16 protein-coding genes are annotated in these 13,620 nt (G+C 56.7%); 3 read left to right on the top strand and 13 right to left on the bottom strand.

Annotated elements, in window-relative coordinates; genetic code table 11:
- Positions 1-348 precede the first annotated feature (348 nt).
- From mnhG to ACIQT8_RS12345, 7 genes are read right to left on the bottom strand one after another with little or no spacing between them, the layout of a single operon-like run.
- Entirely contained in the window at positions 349-687 is a 339-nt protein-coding gene (gene mnhG / locus ACIQT8_RS12315) for a monovalent cation/H(+) antiporter subunit G (RefSeq protein WP_400966343.1), read from the bottom strand.
- The gene (locus ACIQT8_RS12320) at positions 684-1,094 is read right to left on the bottom strand and encodes a cation:proton antiporter (protein WP_400965547.1); all 411 of its coding nucleotides are present in this window, start codon (positions 1,092-1,094) and stop codon (positions 684-686) included. The genes mnhG and ACIQT8_RS12320 overlap by 4 nt, the downstream gene beginning before the upstream one ends.
- Positions 1,094-1,570: a Na+/H+ antiporter subunit E gene (locus tag ACIQT8_RS12325; protein WP_138794867.1), complete on the bottom strand. Its 477-nt coding sequence runs from the start codon at positions 1,568-1,570 to the stop codon at positions 1,094-1,096. The genes ACIQT8_RS12320 and ACIQT8_RS12325 overlap by 1 nt, the downstream gene beginning before the upstream one ends.
- Entirely contained in the window at positions 1,567-3,135 is a 1,569-nt protein-coding gene (locus ACIQT8_RS12330) for a Na+/H+ antiporter subunit D (RefSeq protein WP_400965550.1), read from the bottom strand. The genes ACIQT8_RS12325 and ACIQT8_RS12330 overlap by 4 nt, the downstream gene beginning before the upstream one ends.
- 21 nt (positions 3,136-3,156) lie before the next feature.
- Positions 3,157-3,534 carry a Na+/H+ antiporter subunit C gene (locus ACIQT8_RS12335; protein ID WP_138794865.1) on the bottom strand — a complete coding sequence of 126 codons (378 nt, stop codon included), beginning with the start codon at positions 3,532-3,534 and terminating at the stop codon, positions 3,157-3,159.
- A complete protein-coding gene (locus ACIQT8_RS12340) occupies positions 3,534-3,953 on the bottom strand; it encodes a Na(+)/H(+) antiporter subunit B (RefSeq protein WP_400965554.1) in 420 nt (139 codons plus the stop codon). Before ACIQT8_RS12340 ends, ACIQT8_RS12335 begins: the two co-directional genes overlap by 1 nt.
- Positions 3,950-6,319 (bottom strand): putative monovalent cation/H+ antiporter subunit A, encoded by a 2,370-nt coding sequence (locus ACIQT8_RS12345; protein WP_400965557.1) that lies wholly within the window; start codon positions 6,317-6,319, stop codon positions 3,950-3,952. Before ACIQT8_RS12345 ends, ACIQT8_RS12340 begins: the two co-directional genes overlap by 4 nt.
- Before the next feature lie 365 nt (positions 6,320-6,684).
- Here ACIQT8_RS12345 and msrB point away from each other — a divergent pair, with 365 nt between their 5' ends.
- Complete coding sequence (gene msrB / locus ACIQT8_RS12350) at positions 6,685-7,092, top strand: peptide-methionine (R)-S-oxide reductase MsrB (protein WP_400965560.1); 408 nt, start codon at positions 6,685-6,687, stop codon at positions 7,090-7,092.
- Positions 7,093-7,154: 62 nt separating this feature from the next.
- On the opposite strand, the gene ACIQT8_RS12355 is transcribed toward msrB, so the two are convergent.
- From ACIQT8_RS12355 to ACIQT8_RS12370, 4 genes are all read right to left on the bottom strand, one after another.
- Positions 7,155-7,649 carry a GNAT family N-acetyltransferase gene (locus ACIQT8_RS12355; protein WP_262524992.1) on the bottom strand — a complete coding sequence of 165 codons (495 nt, stop codon included), beginning with the start codon at positions 7,647-7,649 and terminating at the stop codon, positions 7,155-7,157.
- A 121-nt stretch (positions 7,650-7,770) separates the two neighbouring features.
- A complete protein-coding gene (locus ACIQT8_RS12360; RefSeq protein WP_138794860.1) occupies positions 7,771-8,439 on the bottom strand; it encodes a hemolysin III family protein in 669 nt (222 codons plus the stop codon).
- A gap of 127 nt (positions 8,440-8,566) precedes the next feature.
- Positions 8,567-8,887, bottom strand: coding sequence for a TraR/DksA C4-type zinc finger protein (locus tag ACIQT8_RS12365; RefSeq protein WP_138794859.1), 321 nt, complete (start codon positions 8,885-8,887; stop codon positions 8,567-8,569).
- A gap of 60 nt (positions 8,888-8,947) precedes the next feature.
- Positions 8,948-9,358, bottom strand: coding sequence for a universal stress protein (locus ACIQT8_RS12370; protein ID WP_138794858.1), 411 nt, complete (start codon positions 9,356-9,358; stop codon positions 8,948-8,950).
- A gap of 267 nt (positions 9,359-9,625) precedes the next feature.
- On the opposite strand from ACIQT8_RS12370, the gene ACIQT8_RS12375 reads away from it, so the two are divergent.
- Together ACIQT8_RS12375 and ACIQT8_RS12380 are read left to right on the top strand one after the other, a co-directional pair.
- On the top strand, positions 9,626-10,486 hold the full coding sequence (locus ACIQT8_RS12375; protein ID WP_400965565.1) for a VOC family protein: 861 nt from the start codon (positions 9,626-9,628) through the stop codon (positions 10,484-10,486).
- A gap of 87 nt (positions 10,487-10,573) precedes the next feature.
- Positions 10,574-11,725, top strand: coding sequence for an AI-2E family transporter (locus ACIQT8_RS12380; RefSeq protein WP_138794856.1), 1,152 nt, complete (start codon positions 10,574-10,576; stop codon positions 11,723-11,725).
- A gap of 6 nt (positions 11,726-11,731) precedes the next feature.
- Here the strand turns inward: ACIQT8_RS12380 and ACIQT8_RS12385 are convergent, their stop codons facing one another.
- Together ACIQT8_RS12385 and ACIQT8_RS12390 are read right to left on the bottom strand one after the other, a co-directional pair.
- Positions 11,732-12,808: a bifunctional transcriptional activator/DNA repair enzyme AdaA gene (locus ACIQT8_RS12385; RefSeq protein WP_400965568.1), complete on the bottom strand. Its 1,077-nt coding sequence runs from the start codon at positions 12,806-12,808 to the stop codon at positions 11,732-11,734.
- A gap of 82 nt (positions 12,809-12,890) precedes the next feature.
- Entirely contained in the window at positions 12,891-13,616 is a 726-nt protein-coding gene (locus ACIQT8_RS12390) for a polysaccharide deacetylase family protein (protein WP_262524978.1), read from the bottom strand.
- Positions 13,617-13,620: the final 4 nt, after the last annotated feature.

The following is a 13,620-nucleotide window of genomic DNA, read 5'->3' on the forward strand; positions in this document are numbered from 1 at the left end:
TCGCCGCGTTGGAACCAACGTGAAACCCACCCCTAGATTTCTGGCGAAAGACTGAACGTGAATTCAGCGCAATTTTACATTTGGTCATGAACACAGACAGCAATGGCCAATTGGGCCACAGTTTAGCCATCAATAAAATGCCTAAGCTGACTATGAAAAGATCAAATGCAAATCGCGATCAGCAATCTTACACTTGTTTTGGATAACATTAAAACAACGAAAGTCAAATTGCTATTTACTGCTTTTCCAGTTCAAAACAGTCTAACTGCAATACAAAAAATAACGGGTAATAAAATAATCACCCGTAGTATAATTAAAAATAAGTACCCCTGATTATTTGGGGTAAATTCAACTTTGCATTTTCTTTAAATCATCGACAACCGAGTTCTTATCAAGCAAATAACCTGCCTTATGCGCCGCCATTGCAAGAAGATGTGCCGAAACTGGTGCTGTCAGAACAAAGAAAAGAAAACCCGCCAAAGATCGCGCCAGAGTTGAAAGCTCCATGGAGTGGATGCCGACAGCCAGAAGCAGCAGTCCCGAGCCGACAGTGCCGGCCTTCGAAGCTGCGTGCATGCGCGTATAGAGGTCTGGCAGCCTGTTGATGCCAATCGCGGCGATCAGCGAAAAGGCAGCGCCCAACATCATCAGAACAACCACCAGAACAGCGATAATCCAGTCCATCAGTTTCTGCCCCTTGCCGTGTTGCCCTTCGGCTTGCTACGCCCGTTCGCGCCAGTTCCGATGTCACTCGCCTTCGTGGACTTGTCGGGTGTCTTTTCCCCGTCGAGCGGTGTGTTGCTGCGACGTCTTCCGTCCGGGCCACGTGACAGAACGAAACGCGCAAAGGCGACCGTTGCCAGAAAGCCGACCAGTCCAAGCGCAATGGCGATATCCACATAGAGATTGAAGCCGGTGCGGATGGCGATGACAGCGATGAAACCGATGGCGATACCCACGAGCATATCGAGCGCGATGATGCGGTCAGGTAGCGTCGGCCCGACAACGACCCGATAGACCGTCGCGAGAAAGGCAACGGACAAAAGGCCGGAAGCCAGGATCGTCGTATAGGAAACAAGCAGTTCGGGCGTCATCAGTGAAACGCCTCCATGATTTTCTTTTCGAAACCGTTTCTGATGTCGTTTTTGGTCGCCTCGATATCAGCACAGTCGATCGCGTGAACAAAAAGCGTCTTTCGGTCATCAGAGACGTCAACGGAAAGCGTTCCGGGTGTCAGAGTGATGAGATTGGCAAGAAGCGTGATTTCGAAATCGCTCGTCACCGTCAGCGGATAGGCAAAGATACCGGGTTTTACGTCCAGCTTCGGCTTGACCACCATGACGGCGACCTTCCATGCGGACAGCGCCAGTTCCTTGAAGAATAGTATGACCAGCGACAGAACACGCACCAGCCTGATCCAGTAATTGCTGCCACCAGGGATCTGGTGGCGGATCAGGCCGAGTGCCAGCGTCGATACGACGAGGCCGAAAAGGATATTCGCCAGGGTCAGGCTGCCAGTCACGGCAAGCCAGACAATCACGAACAGCAGTTGGACAACGTAGAGGCTCATGGATTGCCCCCCTGTGGGAAGACGGACTGGATATAGCGCGCCGGATTACCGAGCCCCTCCGCCGCCTGCTGGCTGAGGTCCAGGAGTGTTTGCGGGAACAACCCGAAGAACACGACGAGCGCGGTCAGGATCACCACCGGTGCGAAGGATGGCGGTTTGGGCGGGGGTATTGACGGAACGGGCGCTTCCACGGTTTGCGGACGCCAGAAGCACAGAATGAACACCCGCCCAAAGGCAATGGTGGCGATAAAGCCGGACAGGAGGATGCCGGCTGCAAGCCACCACGCTCCAATATCGAGCGCGGATTTCACCAGGACGGCCTTCGGCCAGAAACCTGAAAATGGCGGCAGACCAGAACCGGCAAAGAATAGCGCCAGTGCCGCGGCAGAGAACCAGGGCGCACGCTTATAAAGGCCACCCAATGCCGTCAACGTCCAGCCACCGCCCAGACGGGCGGCATGACCGGCAACAAGATAAAGCGCGGTCATCAGCACGACTGAATGCAATGCGTAGAAGATCGCACCACCGACGCCGGCCGGCGTGCCTATCGCCACACCCGCCATCATGTAGCCGATGCCCGAAATGACGATGTAGCCGAGCATACGGCGAATATCGTTCTGGGCGAGCGCTCCCATCGCGCCAAGCACCATGGTCAGAACGGCGGAAATGGCGATGACCAGGCTGAGTTCCTCCCGCTCCACGGGGAACAACATGACCATGACGCGCAGCAGCGAATAGATGCCGACCTTGGTCAGCAGACCACCGAACAGCGCCGACACGACGATACGTGGTGTATGGTAGGAAGCAGGCAGCCAGAAATTCACCGGGAAGGCCGCAGCCTTCATCGCAAAGGCGAGCGCGAACAGGGTGGCCAGTGTCATCAGCGGCGCCGTGGCGCGCAACTCGGTGGCCTTGAGCGCGATATCGGCCATGTTGAGCGTACCGAATATGGCGTAGAGATAACCAACAGAGATCAGGAACAGCGTTGTGCCGATGAGGTTCAGGATGGCGTATTTCAGCGCGCCATCGATCTGCTCACGCGTCGAACCGAGCACGATCAGGCCGAAAGACGAGATCAGCAGCACCTCGAACCAGACATAGAGATTGAAGATGTCGCCGGTGAGAAAGGCGCCGTTGACGCCCGCCATCAGCAACATCAGGAACGGAAAAAACCCATAGCGTCGGCCGCTATTGTCGATATCGACGCTGGCATGGATGGCAGCAGCAAAGGCTACAATGGAGGCGGCCAGCGCCAGAAGCGCGCCTGTGAGATCGGCAGTGAAAGCAATGCCGAAGGGCGGCAGCCAGCGTCCCATGACCATAGTGAATGGGCCGTCGAAAACAACTTTGCGCAACAGCGCCGCATTCAGGAAGACCAGAAGGCCGAGAGATGAAATGGCGATCGTCGCATGCAGGCGAATGGATTTTCGCAACATCATCAGCACGGCACCCGTGCCGATGCAAAGCGCGATCGGCAGGATGACGAGCCAGTCGGCAAGCGGCACCTTGTCGAGAACGAGCGCGACGGAAAGATCGGAAATGACAGTGGTCGTCGGTGAAGCCATCTTTTTATTACCCTGCCTTGCTCAATAGCCGAGCGGCGGCAAGGGCTCGCCTGCGGGTTCTGCGGTGCGCATCTCATCCGTATCGTCGGTGTTCAACTCCTGGAAAGCGCGCCAGGTAAGGACGAGAAGGAAGCAGAAGAACGAAAAGGAAATGACGATAGCCGTCAGGATCAATGCCTGTGGCAAAGGATTGGCCGTGCCTGCGGGCAAGGTGTCCATTCCAGCCGGAATGATTGGCGGTACTTCGCGCGTCAGCCTTCCGGCCGTGAACAGCAGAAGGTTCACAGCATTGCCGAGAACCGCAATTCCCAGCAGGATACGGATGCTGTGGCGCGACAGCATTAGGTAGATCGCCACCGAAAAGAAAATGCCGACGAGAATAGAGAAGATCGCTTCCATCAGTCGCTCTCCCTTTCTTCCAAAGCCAGCGCAATGGAGGTGATTGCGCCTACCACGACAAGGTAGACGCCGATATCGAACGACATGACGGTCGAAAGCGGAATCTCGACGCCGAACACTTCCGGGTAAATCCACAGACCAGTCATGAAGGGAACACCAGCGACAATCGAAATGACACCTGAAAGCAGCGATAGAAGCAGCCCTGCACCGGCAATCGACAGCGGATGGAAGATGATCGCGCGTCTGACCGCGACAACGCCATAGGCAATGCCATAGATTGCCAGCGCTGACACGGCGATCAGCCCACCGATAAAACCGCCGCCCGGTTCATTGTGACCGCGCAACAGCACGAAGATCGAAAACAGCCCCATGAGGCTTGTAATGACGGGTGCGACGGTGCGCAGGATCAACGTGTTCATGCGCGTGCTCCCTTCTTCGAGGTCTTTTTCGTTTTGCCTGGTATCGCGGCAGCCGGGCGGATGCGGATCAGGGCAAGAATAGCAAGACCGGTAATCATCACCACTGCGATCTCGCCCAACGTATCCGTTCCACGGAAGTCGACGATGATGACGTTCACGACATTGGCGCCGTGAGCGATGATCTTGGAATAGGCGTTATAGAAATCGGTCAGGCGGTTGTCGAAACTCGCTTGCGTGGCGCGTAGCAGAAACAGCGCGAAGCCCGTTCCGCAGGCAATGGCAATACTGCTGTCGAGCAGCTTCTGGCCAAGACCGCGATGATCGGAAAGCGACAGACGCAATCGCGTCATCACGAGCGTGAGGATAACGACGGACAGCGTCTCGACCATGAACTGCGTGAAAGACAGATCCGGTGCGCCAAACAGCAGAAAGATCACGGCGACCGCAAACCCCTGAATGCCAAGCGCAATGATTGCCGTCAGGCGGCTCGACGCTGTCAGGACGGCAACAAGACCGGCCACAGCAATCACCACGAATGTCAGTTCATGGATGAGAATGTCATGCGGCCAAGCCGGCATGGCCGGAAGCTCGCCATACACGAAAAGCGGCACCAGCAAAGCAGCCGCCACCACCGCGAATGTCGCGGTGACATAGAATTCCAGCCGGCCCGGCTGCAGGAACCGTGTCACATGAAACGACAGTTTTAAGAGTGCAGAGATAAAAGCGTCGAAACCTCTGTCCGGCCCGGGGCCGATGGCTTCGAGCGAGCGGGCCACCAGACCGCGCATTGCATCCAGTTTCGAAAAAATCAGTATGCCTGCCGCAATGGTCAGCAGCGACAGACCAAGCGGCACACCAATGTGTGGGATGAGCGAGATATCGACCTCACGCGGTTTGGCAGCGATGGCACTCGCCATCGGCGTCGAAATATAAAAATGTGCGATGCCCGAAAACAGAGCGATAACCAGTCCCTTGACTGCCAGGAGCGCGGGCCCGAGCCATAGCAGAACCGGACCTTCATGGGCGTGTTTCGGGGTTTTTACCGGCTTGCCGAGGAAAGGCTTGAGGGCTACCGCGAAAGCCACAGCAAACATCAGCGCATTGCCAAGAATGGCAACACCGGTAAACAGCACACTGCGTGGATCACCGTGGGCTAGTGCGTAATAAATCTCTTCCTTGGCGAGAAAGCCAAAAAACGGCGGCAGTCCCGCCATGGAAATGGCAGCGCCCAGCGCGGCAGCAAAGGTAATCGGCATTGCCTTGCGCAAACCACCGAGCCTCCTCACGTCGCGGGTTCCCGTTTCGTGGTCGATGATACCGGCAACCATGAACAACGCACCTTTGAACAGCGAATGCGCCACGAGATAGAGCACCGCTGCTTCGATGGCGTGTTCCGACCCGAAACCTGTCAGCATGACGAGAAGGCCAAGCGACGAGACCGTGGTGTAAGCCAGCATCAGCTTGAGATCAGTCTGGCGCACCGCAAGCAACGCACCGACCAGCATCGTCAGGCCACCGAAGAAAGGCAGAAGGATTTGCCAGGCGGCCGTATCACCAAGCACCGGGTTGAGGCGCATCAGCAAGTAAACGCCCGCCTTCACCATGGTTGCCGAATGCAGATAGGCCGAAACCGGTGTTGGCGCTTCCATGGCGTTGGGTAGCCAGAAATGGAATGGAAATTGTGCAGATTTGGTGAAAGCGCCGCCGAGGATCAAAAGCAGCGCAGCCAGATAGAAGGGGCTTTCGCGCAGGACGTCGCCCCCATGCACCAGGATCGACAGTTGCGTTACGCCGCTGATGTTCCAAATGAAGATCAGACCGGCGAGCAAAAGCAGACCGCCGCCCCCGGTGACGACAAGCGCCTGAAGAGCGGCGCGACGGGAGGCAGCACGTTCATGATCGAAGCCGATCAACAGGAACGATGTAATCGAGGTCAGTTCCCAATAGACGAACAGCATCATCAGACTGTCAGAAACCACGACGCCAAGCATCGCGCCCATGAACAGCAGCAGGAAAGACAAGAACCGACCCTGCTGCGGATGGCCTTTCATGTAACCACCCGCATAAAGCACGATCAGCAGGCCGATACCGGTAATCAGCAGCGCGAAGGTGAGCGACAGACCGTCGATGAACCAGGAAAAACTGAGATTGAAGCTCGGGACCCAGCTATAGCCGCCGGTCACGACGCCGCCCGCGGCAATCTCCGGCAGCATTCCGACGAAGTTCAGGAAAGCCAATGCAGGCGCTATCGCCAATATCCATGCCGCGTTGTGGCCCACCTTGCGAACAAGAGCAGGCGCAGCAAGCGCCGCCAGAAATGGCAGAAATAGCGAAATGAATGTCAGCGACGTGACATTTTCGGTCATTGTATCTCCCGGCCCCTGTGATCCAGCTTCGACATTTGCATCCATTCGCAGCCTGCGCGAGAGCAAATCTCGAAATCTCAAGGACCACTAACAAGTTCATGTTCCCGGTGGCATATTCGAACCTGATTGTCGGTGAGATCGCCGCCAGCAGCACAATCCAACCTCAGATTCGACCCACCGCGCCAGTCTCTGGCGACTCCCTTAAAATCGAATGTCCCAGTTAAGGCAAAGGACGTACCACCTCAACCCAAATCGGTTCCAACAAGCCGCCATAACGCGTTCGTTATGAGTGGCGTTGTGTCTTCCCCCTCTTTCAACTTGCCGTCCGAATGCCTATTTCTGGCGAGAACAGAAAGGATCATTCCATGAGCGATCTCAAATCCCCCAAAGTGAACAAGACGGATGCCGATTGGCGCGAACAATTGACGCCCGAGCAATATCACATCCTGCGTGAACACGGCACGGAGCGCGCCTTTACCGGCCCTTACTGGAACAGCTTTGAAAAGGGTCTTTATCGCTGTGCCGCCTGCGACGAGCCGCTCTTCCTGTCTGACACCAAATTCGATGCGGGTTGCGGCTGGCCGAGCTATTTCGAGCCGGTAAAACCGGATGCTGTGACAGAGCACCGGGATGCGAGCTATGGCATGGTGCGGACTGAAATCCGTTGCGCCAATTGTGGTGGGCACCTGGGGCATGTCTTCCCCGACGGCCCGCCCCCGACAGGCCTTCGCTATTGCATCAACGGCCATTCGATGGTGTTCGAAGCAATATAACGGTTTACGAATTTCTCTCCAGCATGCCGGAGCCAATCCGGCATGCTACAGGCGATCTGCTCTTAAAGTTTCAGTTCCATGCAGGTGAGGTCCAGCCAGCGGCCAAACTTGGTGCCAACTTCCGAAAAACGACCGACTACGCGGAAGCCAAGGCTTTCGTGCAAACGGATGGACGCCATGTTCTCCGCTTCGATTGCCGCAATCAGCACATGAACGTCATTGCCTGATGCATGATCGATAACTGCCTGCATCAGACGTTTGCCGATGCCGTGGCCGCGGGCATCCTTGTGCACATAAACCGAATGCTCACGGGTGTGGCGATAACCGTCGAATGCACGCCAGTCGCCGTAGGACGCATAACCGGCAACCTTGCCATCAAGGATCGCGACAACCACCGGAAAACCGCGCGACTTGCGTGCTGCAAACCACTCCTTGCGGTTTTCGAGATCGACCAGCGTTTCGTTCCAGATCGCCGTCGTGTTCAACACCGCGTCGTTATAGATCTCCATGATGCTGGAGAGATCGTCTACCGTCGCGTCACGCAATTCAACCGTCATTATCCGTCCGCCCTTTTGCTTCCGGGCCATAAAGCCCTGATCCTGCGTATGGTCACGGCAGGCCGAAACATGGTTTAGGCGACGTACGGGACAACTGTCCAGCAGACGTTTTGCGTCGCCATCAGGAAATGACCGGCGCGATGGAGAAGGATGTCAGCACCGCTACATAGTGCACCATGGCAGCAGAGACCACGAACCCATGCCAGATGGCGTTCTGGAACCGCAATTTTTCCCAGACGTGAAAAATGACGCCGAGCGAATAGATGATGCCACCAATAACGATCAGCCATAGCGTGACGGGAGCAAGGTGTGTCGACAGCGGCTCCGCCACCATGACACCGCTCCAGCCCATGCCGAGATAAAGCAGGATGGCAACCTTGTCGTAGCGGCCGGGGTAAAGACACTTGAGCAACACGCCACCAATAGCCGCAAGCCAGATCAGCGCCAGCGTTACGGCGATCAGCGGCTCGTGGATGCCGCGTTGCAAAAACGGCGTGTAGGTCGCGGCGATCAAAACGAAGATAGCCGAATGATCAAAGCGCCTTAAAACCCATTTCACTTGGGAGTGCGGCCAGATGTTATAGGTGAAGGAAACCGAGAGACAGGCAACGAGCCCAAGACCATAAATCCAGGCAGCGGCAATGGCGCTCACACTGTCCCAAACGGTCGCATAGAAAATCAGCGCCGTTGCGCCAATCAGCGCAAAAACGATGCCAACGCCGTGGACAATGCCATCGGCGACAATCTCGTGAAAATCATACTGGCGTCCGAACCGCCAAACGTCACTCATAGTCTGTTCCCGTCTGCCTGCTTTTGTTGAAGCATGACGGCAATATTCGACGGGAACAAGACAACGGCCGGTTAACCGCAATCAAATTGCGTTCACAATTGTTGCAAAAGCGGAAGTCACACGTCTGTCAGAGCTCGGATGCACACTTCTGGCAGAAAGGCGTATAGGGCACGGCTTTCAGCCGGTCTTCGGAAATCTGCTTGCCGCATCTGACGCATTTGCCGAACGTGCCTTGAGCAACACGGTCGAGGGCGGCGTCTATGGCGCGCAGTTCGTCCTGCCCCACCTGGCCGAGTTCGTCCAGCACTTCGTCATTATTGCGCTCAACGGCCCGGTCTTCGTCGTCGGGGTTGCGTGGCTCTTCGAAATCAGCCTCGATCCGGTGAAGGCGTCGATAGAGTTCACGCTGGCGGTCGCGCAGAATTTTTTCGTAGGTCTCAACGTTCATCTGTTTTTCCTCCGGCAGGCTGTGGACGATGTCGACCACAGCCCCGTTTTCACGGCACGTTCAACGATCAACCAGCACCGAGCATTTCGCATGACGGACAACGCGATCAGCAGTCGCGCCGATGAAATAATTGCTGAAGTCCGGTGTGTGCGAGGCAATGATGATAAGATCGGCCTTGTGGTCTGCGGCAGCGGCAATGATCTCGCGTGCCGGCGCGCCGCTTCTGATCTCTTCCTTGCCCTGGAAGGATACCTTTGCTTTCAGGGCGGCAAGTTTCGCCTTGGCGTCCTTGAGCGCATTCTCGATCAGGTCGACGGGAAGATCGACAGCCAGATAGCCGGGCAGTTCCTCGACAACATTTATGAGAACAATCTCGCCGTCGACATCGAGAAGCGACTTGGCCTTGTCGAGGATTTTCTCGCCTTTTTCGATGGCGCTCAAATCGACGGCTACGATGATCTTCTTATACATGGTGTCTCCTTCTTTCGGCGAAATGCGCCGTTTCAGTTATCGGACCAGTTCATACTTCCCTAGCGGTGCCCTCCGCGCCTTGATCGAAGTCAAAGTCGTGAAGGGGTATTGTCAACAAATAATGGACGGTCAATCGCCAAACGGCGATCTTTGCTGAACGACGAAAAGCCTTCATATTCCCTATCAACAATCGCCGCGAAGCGGCGTTCCGTGACCCGGGAGAAAAACTCGCATCGTCAGTGCGTCACAATCAATATGGAGATTATGATGAGTGAAATCAAACAATTCGCCCTGACGCGACCAGCCTATGTGGGGCAGGCCCATCTGGTCGTGCACGATTTGCCACGCGTCTCCGATTTCTACCAGAAAATGATCGGTCTTTCCGTGCTTGAACGGAGCCCGAGCGGCGAAATTCTGGGCGCGCATGGTCAACCACTGTTGACACTTGAAACCTCCGATACCGCGGAGCGGGCACCACGCAATGCAGCCGGCCTGTTCCATACCGCTTTCCTGTTGCCCAGCCGAAAGGACCTGGCTCATTGGCTGGCGAATGCAGCGCATAACAACGTTCAGCTTCAAGGCGCATCTGATCACCTTGTCAGTGAAGCCATCTATCTCGCCGATCCCGAAGGCAATGGCATCGAGGTCTATCGCGACCGCGCGCCAATGGAGTGGAACTACCAACAGGACGGCACAGTGGAGATGGCAACCCTCGGGCTCAACCTCCAGGAGCTCTATAACAGCGCACCGAAAACGGCATGGGAAGGCGCTCCCGAAGGTACGGCAATCGGCCATATCCATTTGCAGGTCGGCAATATTCCACAAGCTGACGCGTTCTATCAGGACGTTCTCGGCCTAAAGATCATGGCCCGCTATCCCGGCGCCAGCTTCTTCGGTTCGGGTGCCTATCACCACCATGTTGCTGCGAATATCTGGAACAGCCGGGGCGCGCAGGCGCGCAAGGCAAACATGACCGGGCTCTCCGGTTACTCCTTGAAATTCAACGAGCAGGGAAGCCTGGATAACGCAATTGCAGCGCTCGACCGGCTGGAGATCGCAACGGAACGCCAGAGCGACGGTATCGCGATCCGCGACCCCTGGGGCATCAGCCTCAAGCTTTCGGCCTAATGTTTTGCCGAGGCGCCGCAAAATTTGCGTCGCCTCGGAACCTGCACATTCCTCGAACGTTTTTGTCCTGATTTGGGGGACCGTTTGATGAATGAAAATGCCAAGCCCGGCCATGGTGTCGCGGCATCTATCCCGGGTGTGAAACCCGACATGCCGCAAGCGACGTCAAAACGCGACGACGCACGAAGCCAGCAACCTCTCGGTCGCGAGGCTCTGGATGTGGCCGTTGCCTGGTCAATCATCGGCATCTTCATCATCATGATGATGGCGATCATTCACGAACTTTCGCTGATCCTCATTCCGGTCGTCATGGCGATCGTCGTTGGCATGATCCTTGGTATTGCGGCTGAAAAACTCGGTTCGTACGGTATTCCGGGTTCCGGTGTCGCGCTTATCCTCTCGACACTGGTGGCGGCCGTTATCTTCTTCGTCATCAATTCCCTTGTTGACCCGCTGTCGTTGCTTGCATCGGAAGGTCCAGCCCTCATCGAACGCAGCATCGATCGCTTTCTCCCTTATCTGCAGCGACTGAGTTGGCTGAACATTTCGGCCGCGACCTTCAGCATGGGGTCGATGTCGATGGAATCGCTGCTGGCGAGAAGTGGCGAAATCATTTCCGTACTTGGCGCCAACGTCACTCCAGCGATCATACAAGGACTGATTTTCTTCGCCGCACTTTTGATGTTTCTCTACAGCCGCACGCGCCTGCGCAAGGCCCTCATCATGGCCTTTCCGGCCCGCCACCAGCGGCTTAGGACCATCCGGGTGATTGCCTCTATCGAGGAAGTGCTCGGCACTTATTTTGCCACGGCGGCGCTGATCTACGCGGGGCTTGGCGTGACGATGGTGGTGATTGCCTATTTCGGTGGACTGGCCATGCCGCTGTTGTGGGGGCTGTTTGCCTTTCTCTCCAGCTTCGTGCCATTTCTCGGCATCACGGCCATGACCATAGCGCTGACTGTCGCCGGCATCATCACCCACGACAATCTTTTCTTCGCCCTGCTCCCTGCAGCCATCTTCTTCACCATTCACCTGCTGATGGAAAACCTCGCCTTTCCGGCGGTGGTGGGCCGCAACATGGAGATCAATCCCTTCCTCGTCTTCGTGATGATTATCTTCTGGACGTGGATGTGGGGCGCGGCTGGCGCCATGCTGGCGCTGCCGCTTTCACTGATCGCCATGACGGTGAGCCGCGACCTGTTTCCGTCACGCCGGATCGTACCGCACCTGCCGGATTGATGTGATTCAGGAGGCCAGAGCAACGGCCTCTTTCTCCACGACACGGCGCTCGTGCTCAAGCAGCCATTTCTTGCGCCATAATCCGCCGCCATATCCGGTCAGGCTGCCATCTGCGCCGAGGACACGGTGGCACGGAATGACGATGGCAATCTGGTTTGCACCATTGGCACGGGCCACGGCGCGGAAGGCGGATGGCTTTTCCAGTCGTTCGGCAATTGCCGAATAGCTGGCAATTGCACCGGATGGAATTCTCCGCAACTCATCCCAGACCGTTCGCTCAAAAGGTGTGCCGTGACCAGCAAGGCGCGTTTCAAACGTCGTCAACCTCCCGGCAAAGTATGCGTCAAGTTCCTGGCCGATCGCATCGGTGACAGGTGTGCGACCTAGAACCATATCCGCGCCGGTTCGCGCAGTCAGCCGCTTGAGTTCCGCGGGCAGTGCTGGCCTGTCGGCGAATTCAAGGAGATGCAGCGCGTGGTCGTCGGCCACCGCCAGCATTGGGCCGATCGGCGTTTCGATCCAGTCGCCTTTCAAAAATGCCTTGCCCTTGAGTGCAGCCGGCGACGTGCCGAAAAACTGGTTGATTGCCGAGCGGAAACCGCTGCCTGATTCATATCCGGCGTCAAGCTGCGCGCCGATCACAGCATCGCCTGATGCGAGGCTTGTCGCCGCGTCACCCACCCGGCGCAATCGTGCGATCTCAAGGAAGCTCATGCCGAAACGGCGCTTGAATACCCGGCGTACCGTCGAGGTATCATAACCCATGTCAGAGACATCTTCCTCGCGCCAACGACGCTGCGGTTCTTTTTCAAGCGCAGTCAACAGATCGGTGACTGTGGCATCGGCCGAGCCGTAAGCCAGCATCGGCTTGCACCGCTTGCAGGGGCGGAAGCCAGCCTCCAGGCACTGCGCAATGTTATCCTGAAACAGGCAGTTTTCCGGCTTCGGCTTGCGCGCTGTGCAGGTGAAACGACAGAAGATCTTCGTCGAGGTGACACAGACATAGGCCACGCCCTCATAGGCGGGGTCCTTGTTCACAAGGGCAGAATACAGGGTTTCGGTGTCGGGGCGTTTGAACAACATGAGAGGATGCTAGCGCAAATCGAAACGACATGCCGCCGAAAAACGGGCATCGATGTGGGAACCGTCACGCGTCCCTGAAGTGTCAGTTACCGGGTGGAGCGAAGGCCGGATCATCCAGCCGTGTAAAGATCACGCCGCGGGCTTTCAAAGCCAACAGACCCTTCACAACGCCCTCACCCGCCTCATGGGTCGGCTGGTTGATATGCGAGATAATGACATCTCCATCTCTGGCGGACGCAATATGTTTTGCAGTTGCGGCAGCACCCAGCAGCGAGCCGCCATCGCCATTGACCGAGTACCCCGCGACGCGCATGCCCAGGCGGTTGATTTCAGCCATCGACGATGCCGTGTATTTGGCGGTTGCGCCTCGGAACCACTGAGGCTGTATGCCGGTTGCGGCAACGATGGCCAGGCGGCCGCCCTCCACTTCCTGCTTGACGGCCTCAGCCGAACCGGCCGCAGCTATGCCATAGATCGAAACCGGTTTGTCGACGGCAGGAACATGGTTCTCGCCGTGGTTTTCGATTTCAAACAGATCCGGATGCGACTGCATTACAGCCAGCGCATCCGCATTGTGCTTGAGCCAGCGTGCGGTGACGAAGATCGTCGCCGGTATTTTTTCATTGACCAAGGTATCCAGAATACGGTGATCGGTCTTGCCCATGCAGGCATCGAGCGTGATCGCCACATGCACGGCGCCGTCGCGATGCGGTGTCATTTTCAGCGTCGGCTCGACCAGGCCGGAACCGGCGTAAGCAGATGTCGAGGCTGAAAAAAGCAGGGCGGCAATGAGAAGGCGGCGGGACATGATT

Source organism: Agrobacterium sp. NPDC090273, assembly GCF_044772305.1.
GTDB lineage: Bacteria > Pseudomonadota > Alphaproteobacteria > Rhizobiales > Rhizobiaceae > Agrobacterium.

Bases quoted from the DNA above. Each gene is read 5' to 3' on its own strand.
- ACIQT8_RS12320 (WP_400965547.1), bottom strand. From the start codon at position 1,094: ATGACGCCCGAACTGCTTGTTTCCTATACGACGATCCTGGCTTCCGGC.
- ACIQT8_RS12325 (WP_138794867.1), bottom strand. From the start codon at position 1,570: ATGAGCCTCTACGTTGTCCAACTGCTGTTCGTGATTGTCTGGCTTGCC.
- ACIQT8_RS12330 (WP_400965550.1), bottom strand. From the start codon at position 3,135: ATGGCTTCACCGACGACCACTGTCATTTCCGATCTTTCCGTCGCGCTC.
- ACIQT8_RS12335 (WP_138794865.1), bottom strand. From the start codon at position 3,534: ATGGAAGCGATCTTCTCTATTCTCGTCGGCATTTTCTTTTCGGTGGCG.
- ACIQT8_RS12340 (WP_400965554.1), bottom strand. From the start codon at position 3,953: ATGAACACGTTGATCCTGCGCACCGTCGCACCCGTCATTACAAGCCTC.
- ACIQT8_RS12345 (WP_400965557.1), bottom strand. From the start codon at position 6,319: ATGACCGAAAATGTCACGTCGCTGACATTCATTTCGCTATTTCTGCCA.
- msrB (WP_400965560.1), top strand. From the start codon at position 6,685: ATGAGCGATCTCAAATCCCCCAAAGTGAACAAGACGGATGCCGATTGG.
- ACIQT8_RS12355 (WP_262524992.1), bottom strand. From the start codon at position 7,649: ATGACGGTTGAATTGCGTGACGCGACGGTAGACGATCTCTCCAGCATC.
- ACIQT8_RS12360 (WP_138794860.1), bottom strand. From the start codon at position 8,439: ATGAGTGACGTTTGGCGGTTCGGACGCCAGTATGATTTTCACGAGATT.
- ACIQT8_RS12365 (WP_138794859.1), bottom strand. From the start codon at position 8,887: ATGAACGTTGAGACCTACGAAAAAATTCTGCGCGACCGCCAGCGTGAA.
- ACIQT8_RS12370 (WP_138794858.1), bottom strand. From the start codon at position 9,358: ATGTATAAGAAGATCATCGTAGCCGTCGATTTGAGCGCCATCGAAAAA.
- ACIQT8_RS12375 (WP_400965565.1), top strand. From the start codon at position 9,626: ATGAGTGAAATCAAACAATTCGCCCTGACGCGACCAGCCTATGTGGGG.
- ACIQT8_RS12380 (WP_138794856.1), top strand. From the start codon at position 10,574: ATGAATGAAAATGCCAAGCCCGGCCATGGTGTCGCGGCATCTATCCCG.
- ACIQT8_RS12385 (WP_400965568.1), bottom strand. From the start codon at position 12,808: ATGTTGTTCAAACGCCCCGACACCGAAACCCTGTATTCTGCCCTTGTG.
- ACIQT8_RS12390 (WP_262524978.1), bottom strand. From the start codon at position 13,616: ATGTCCCGCCGCCTTCTCATTGCCGCCCTGCTTTTTTCAGCCTCGACA.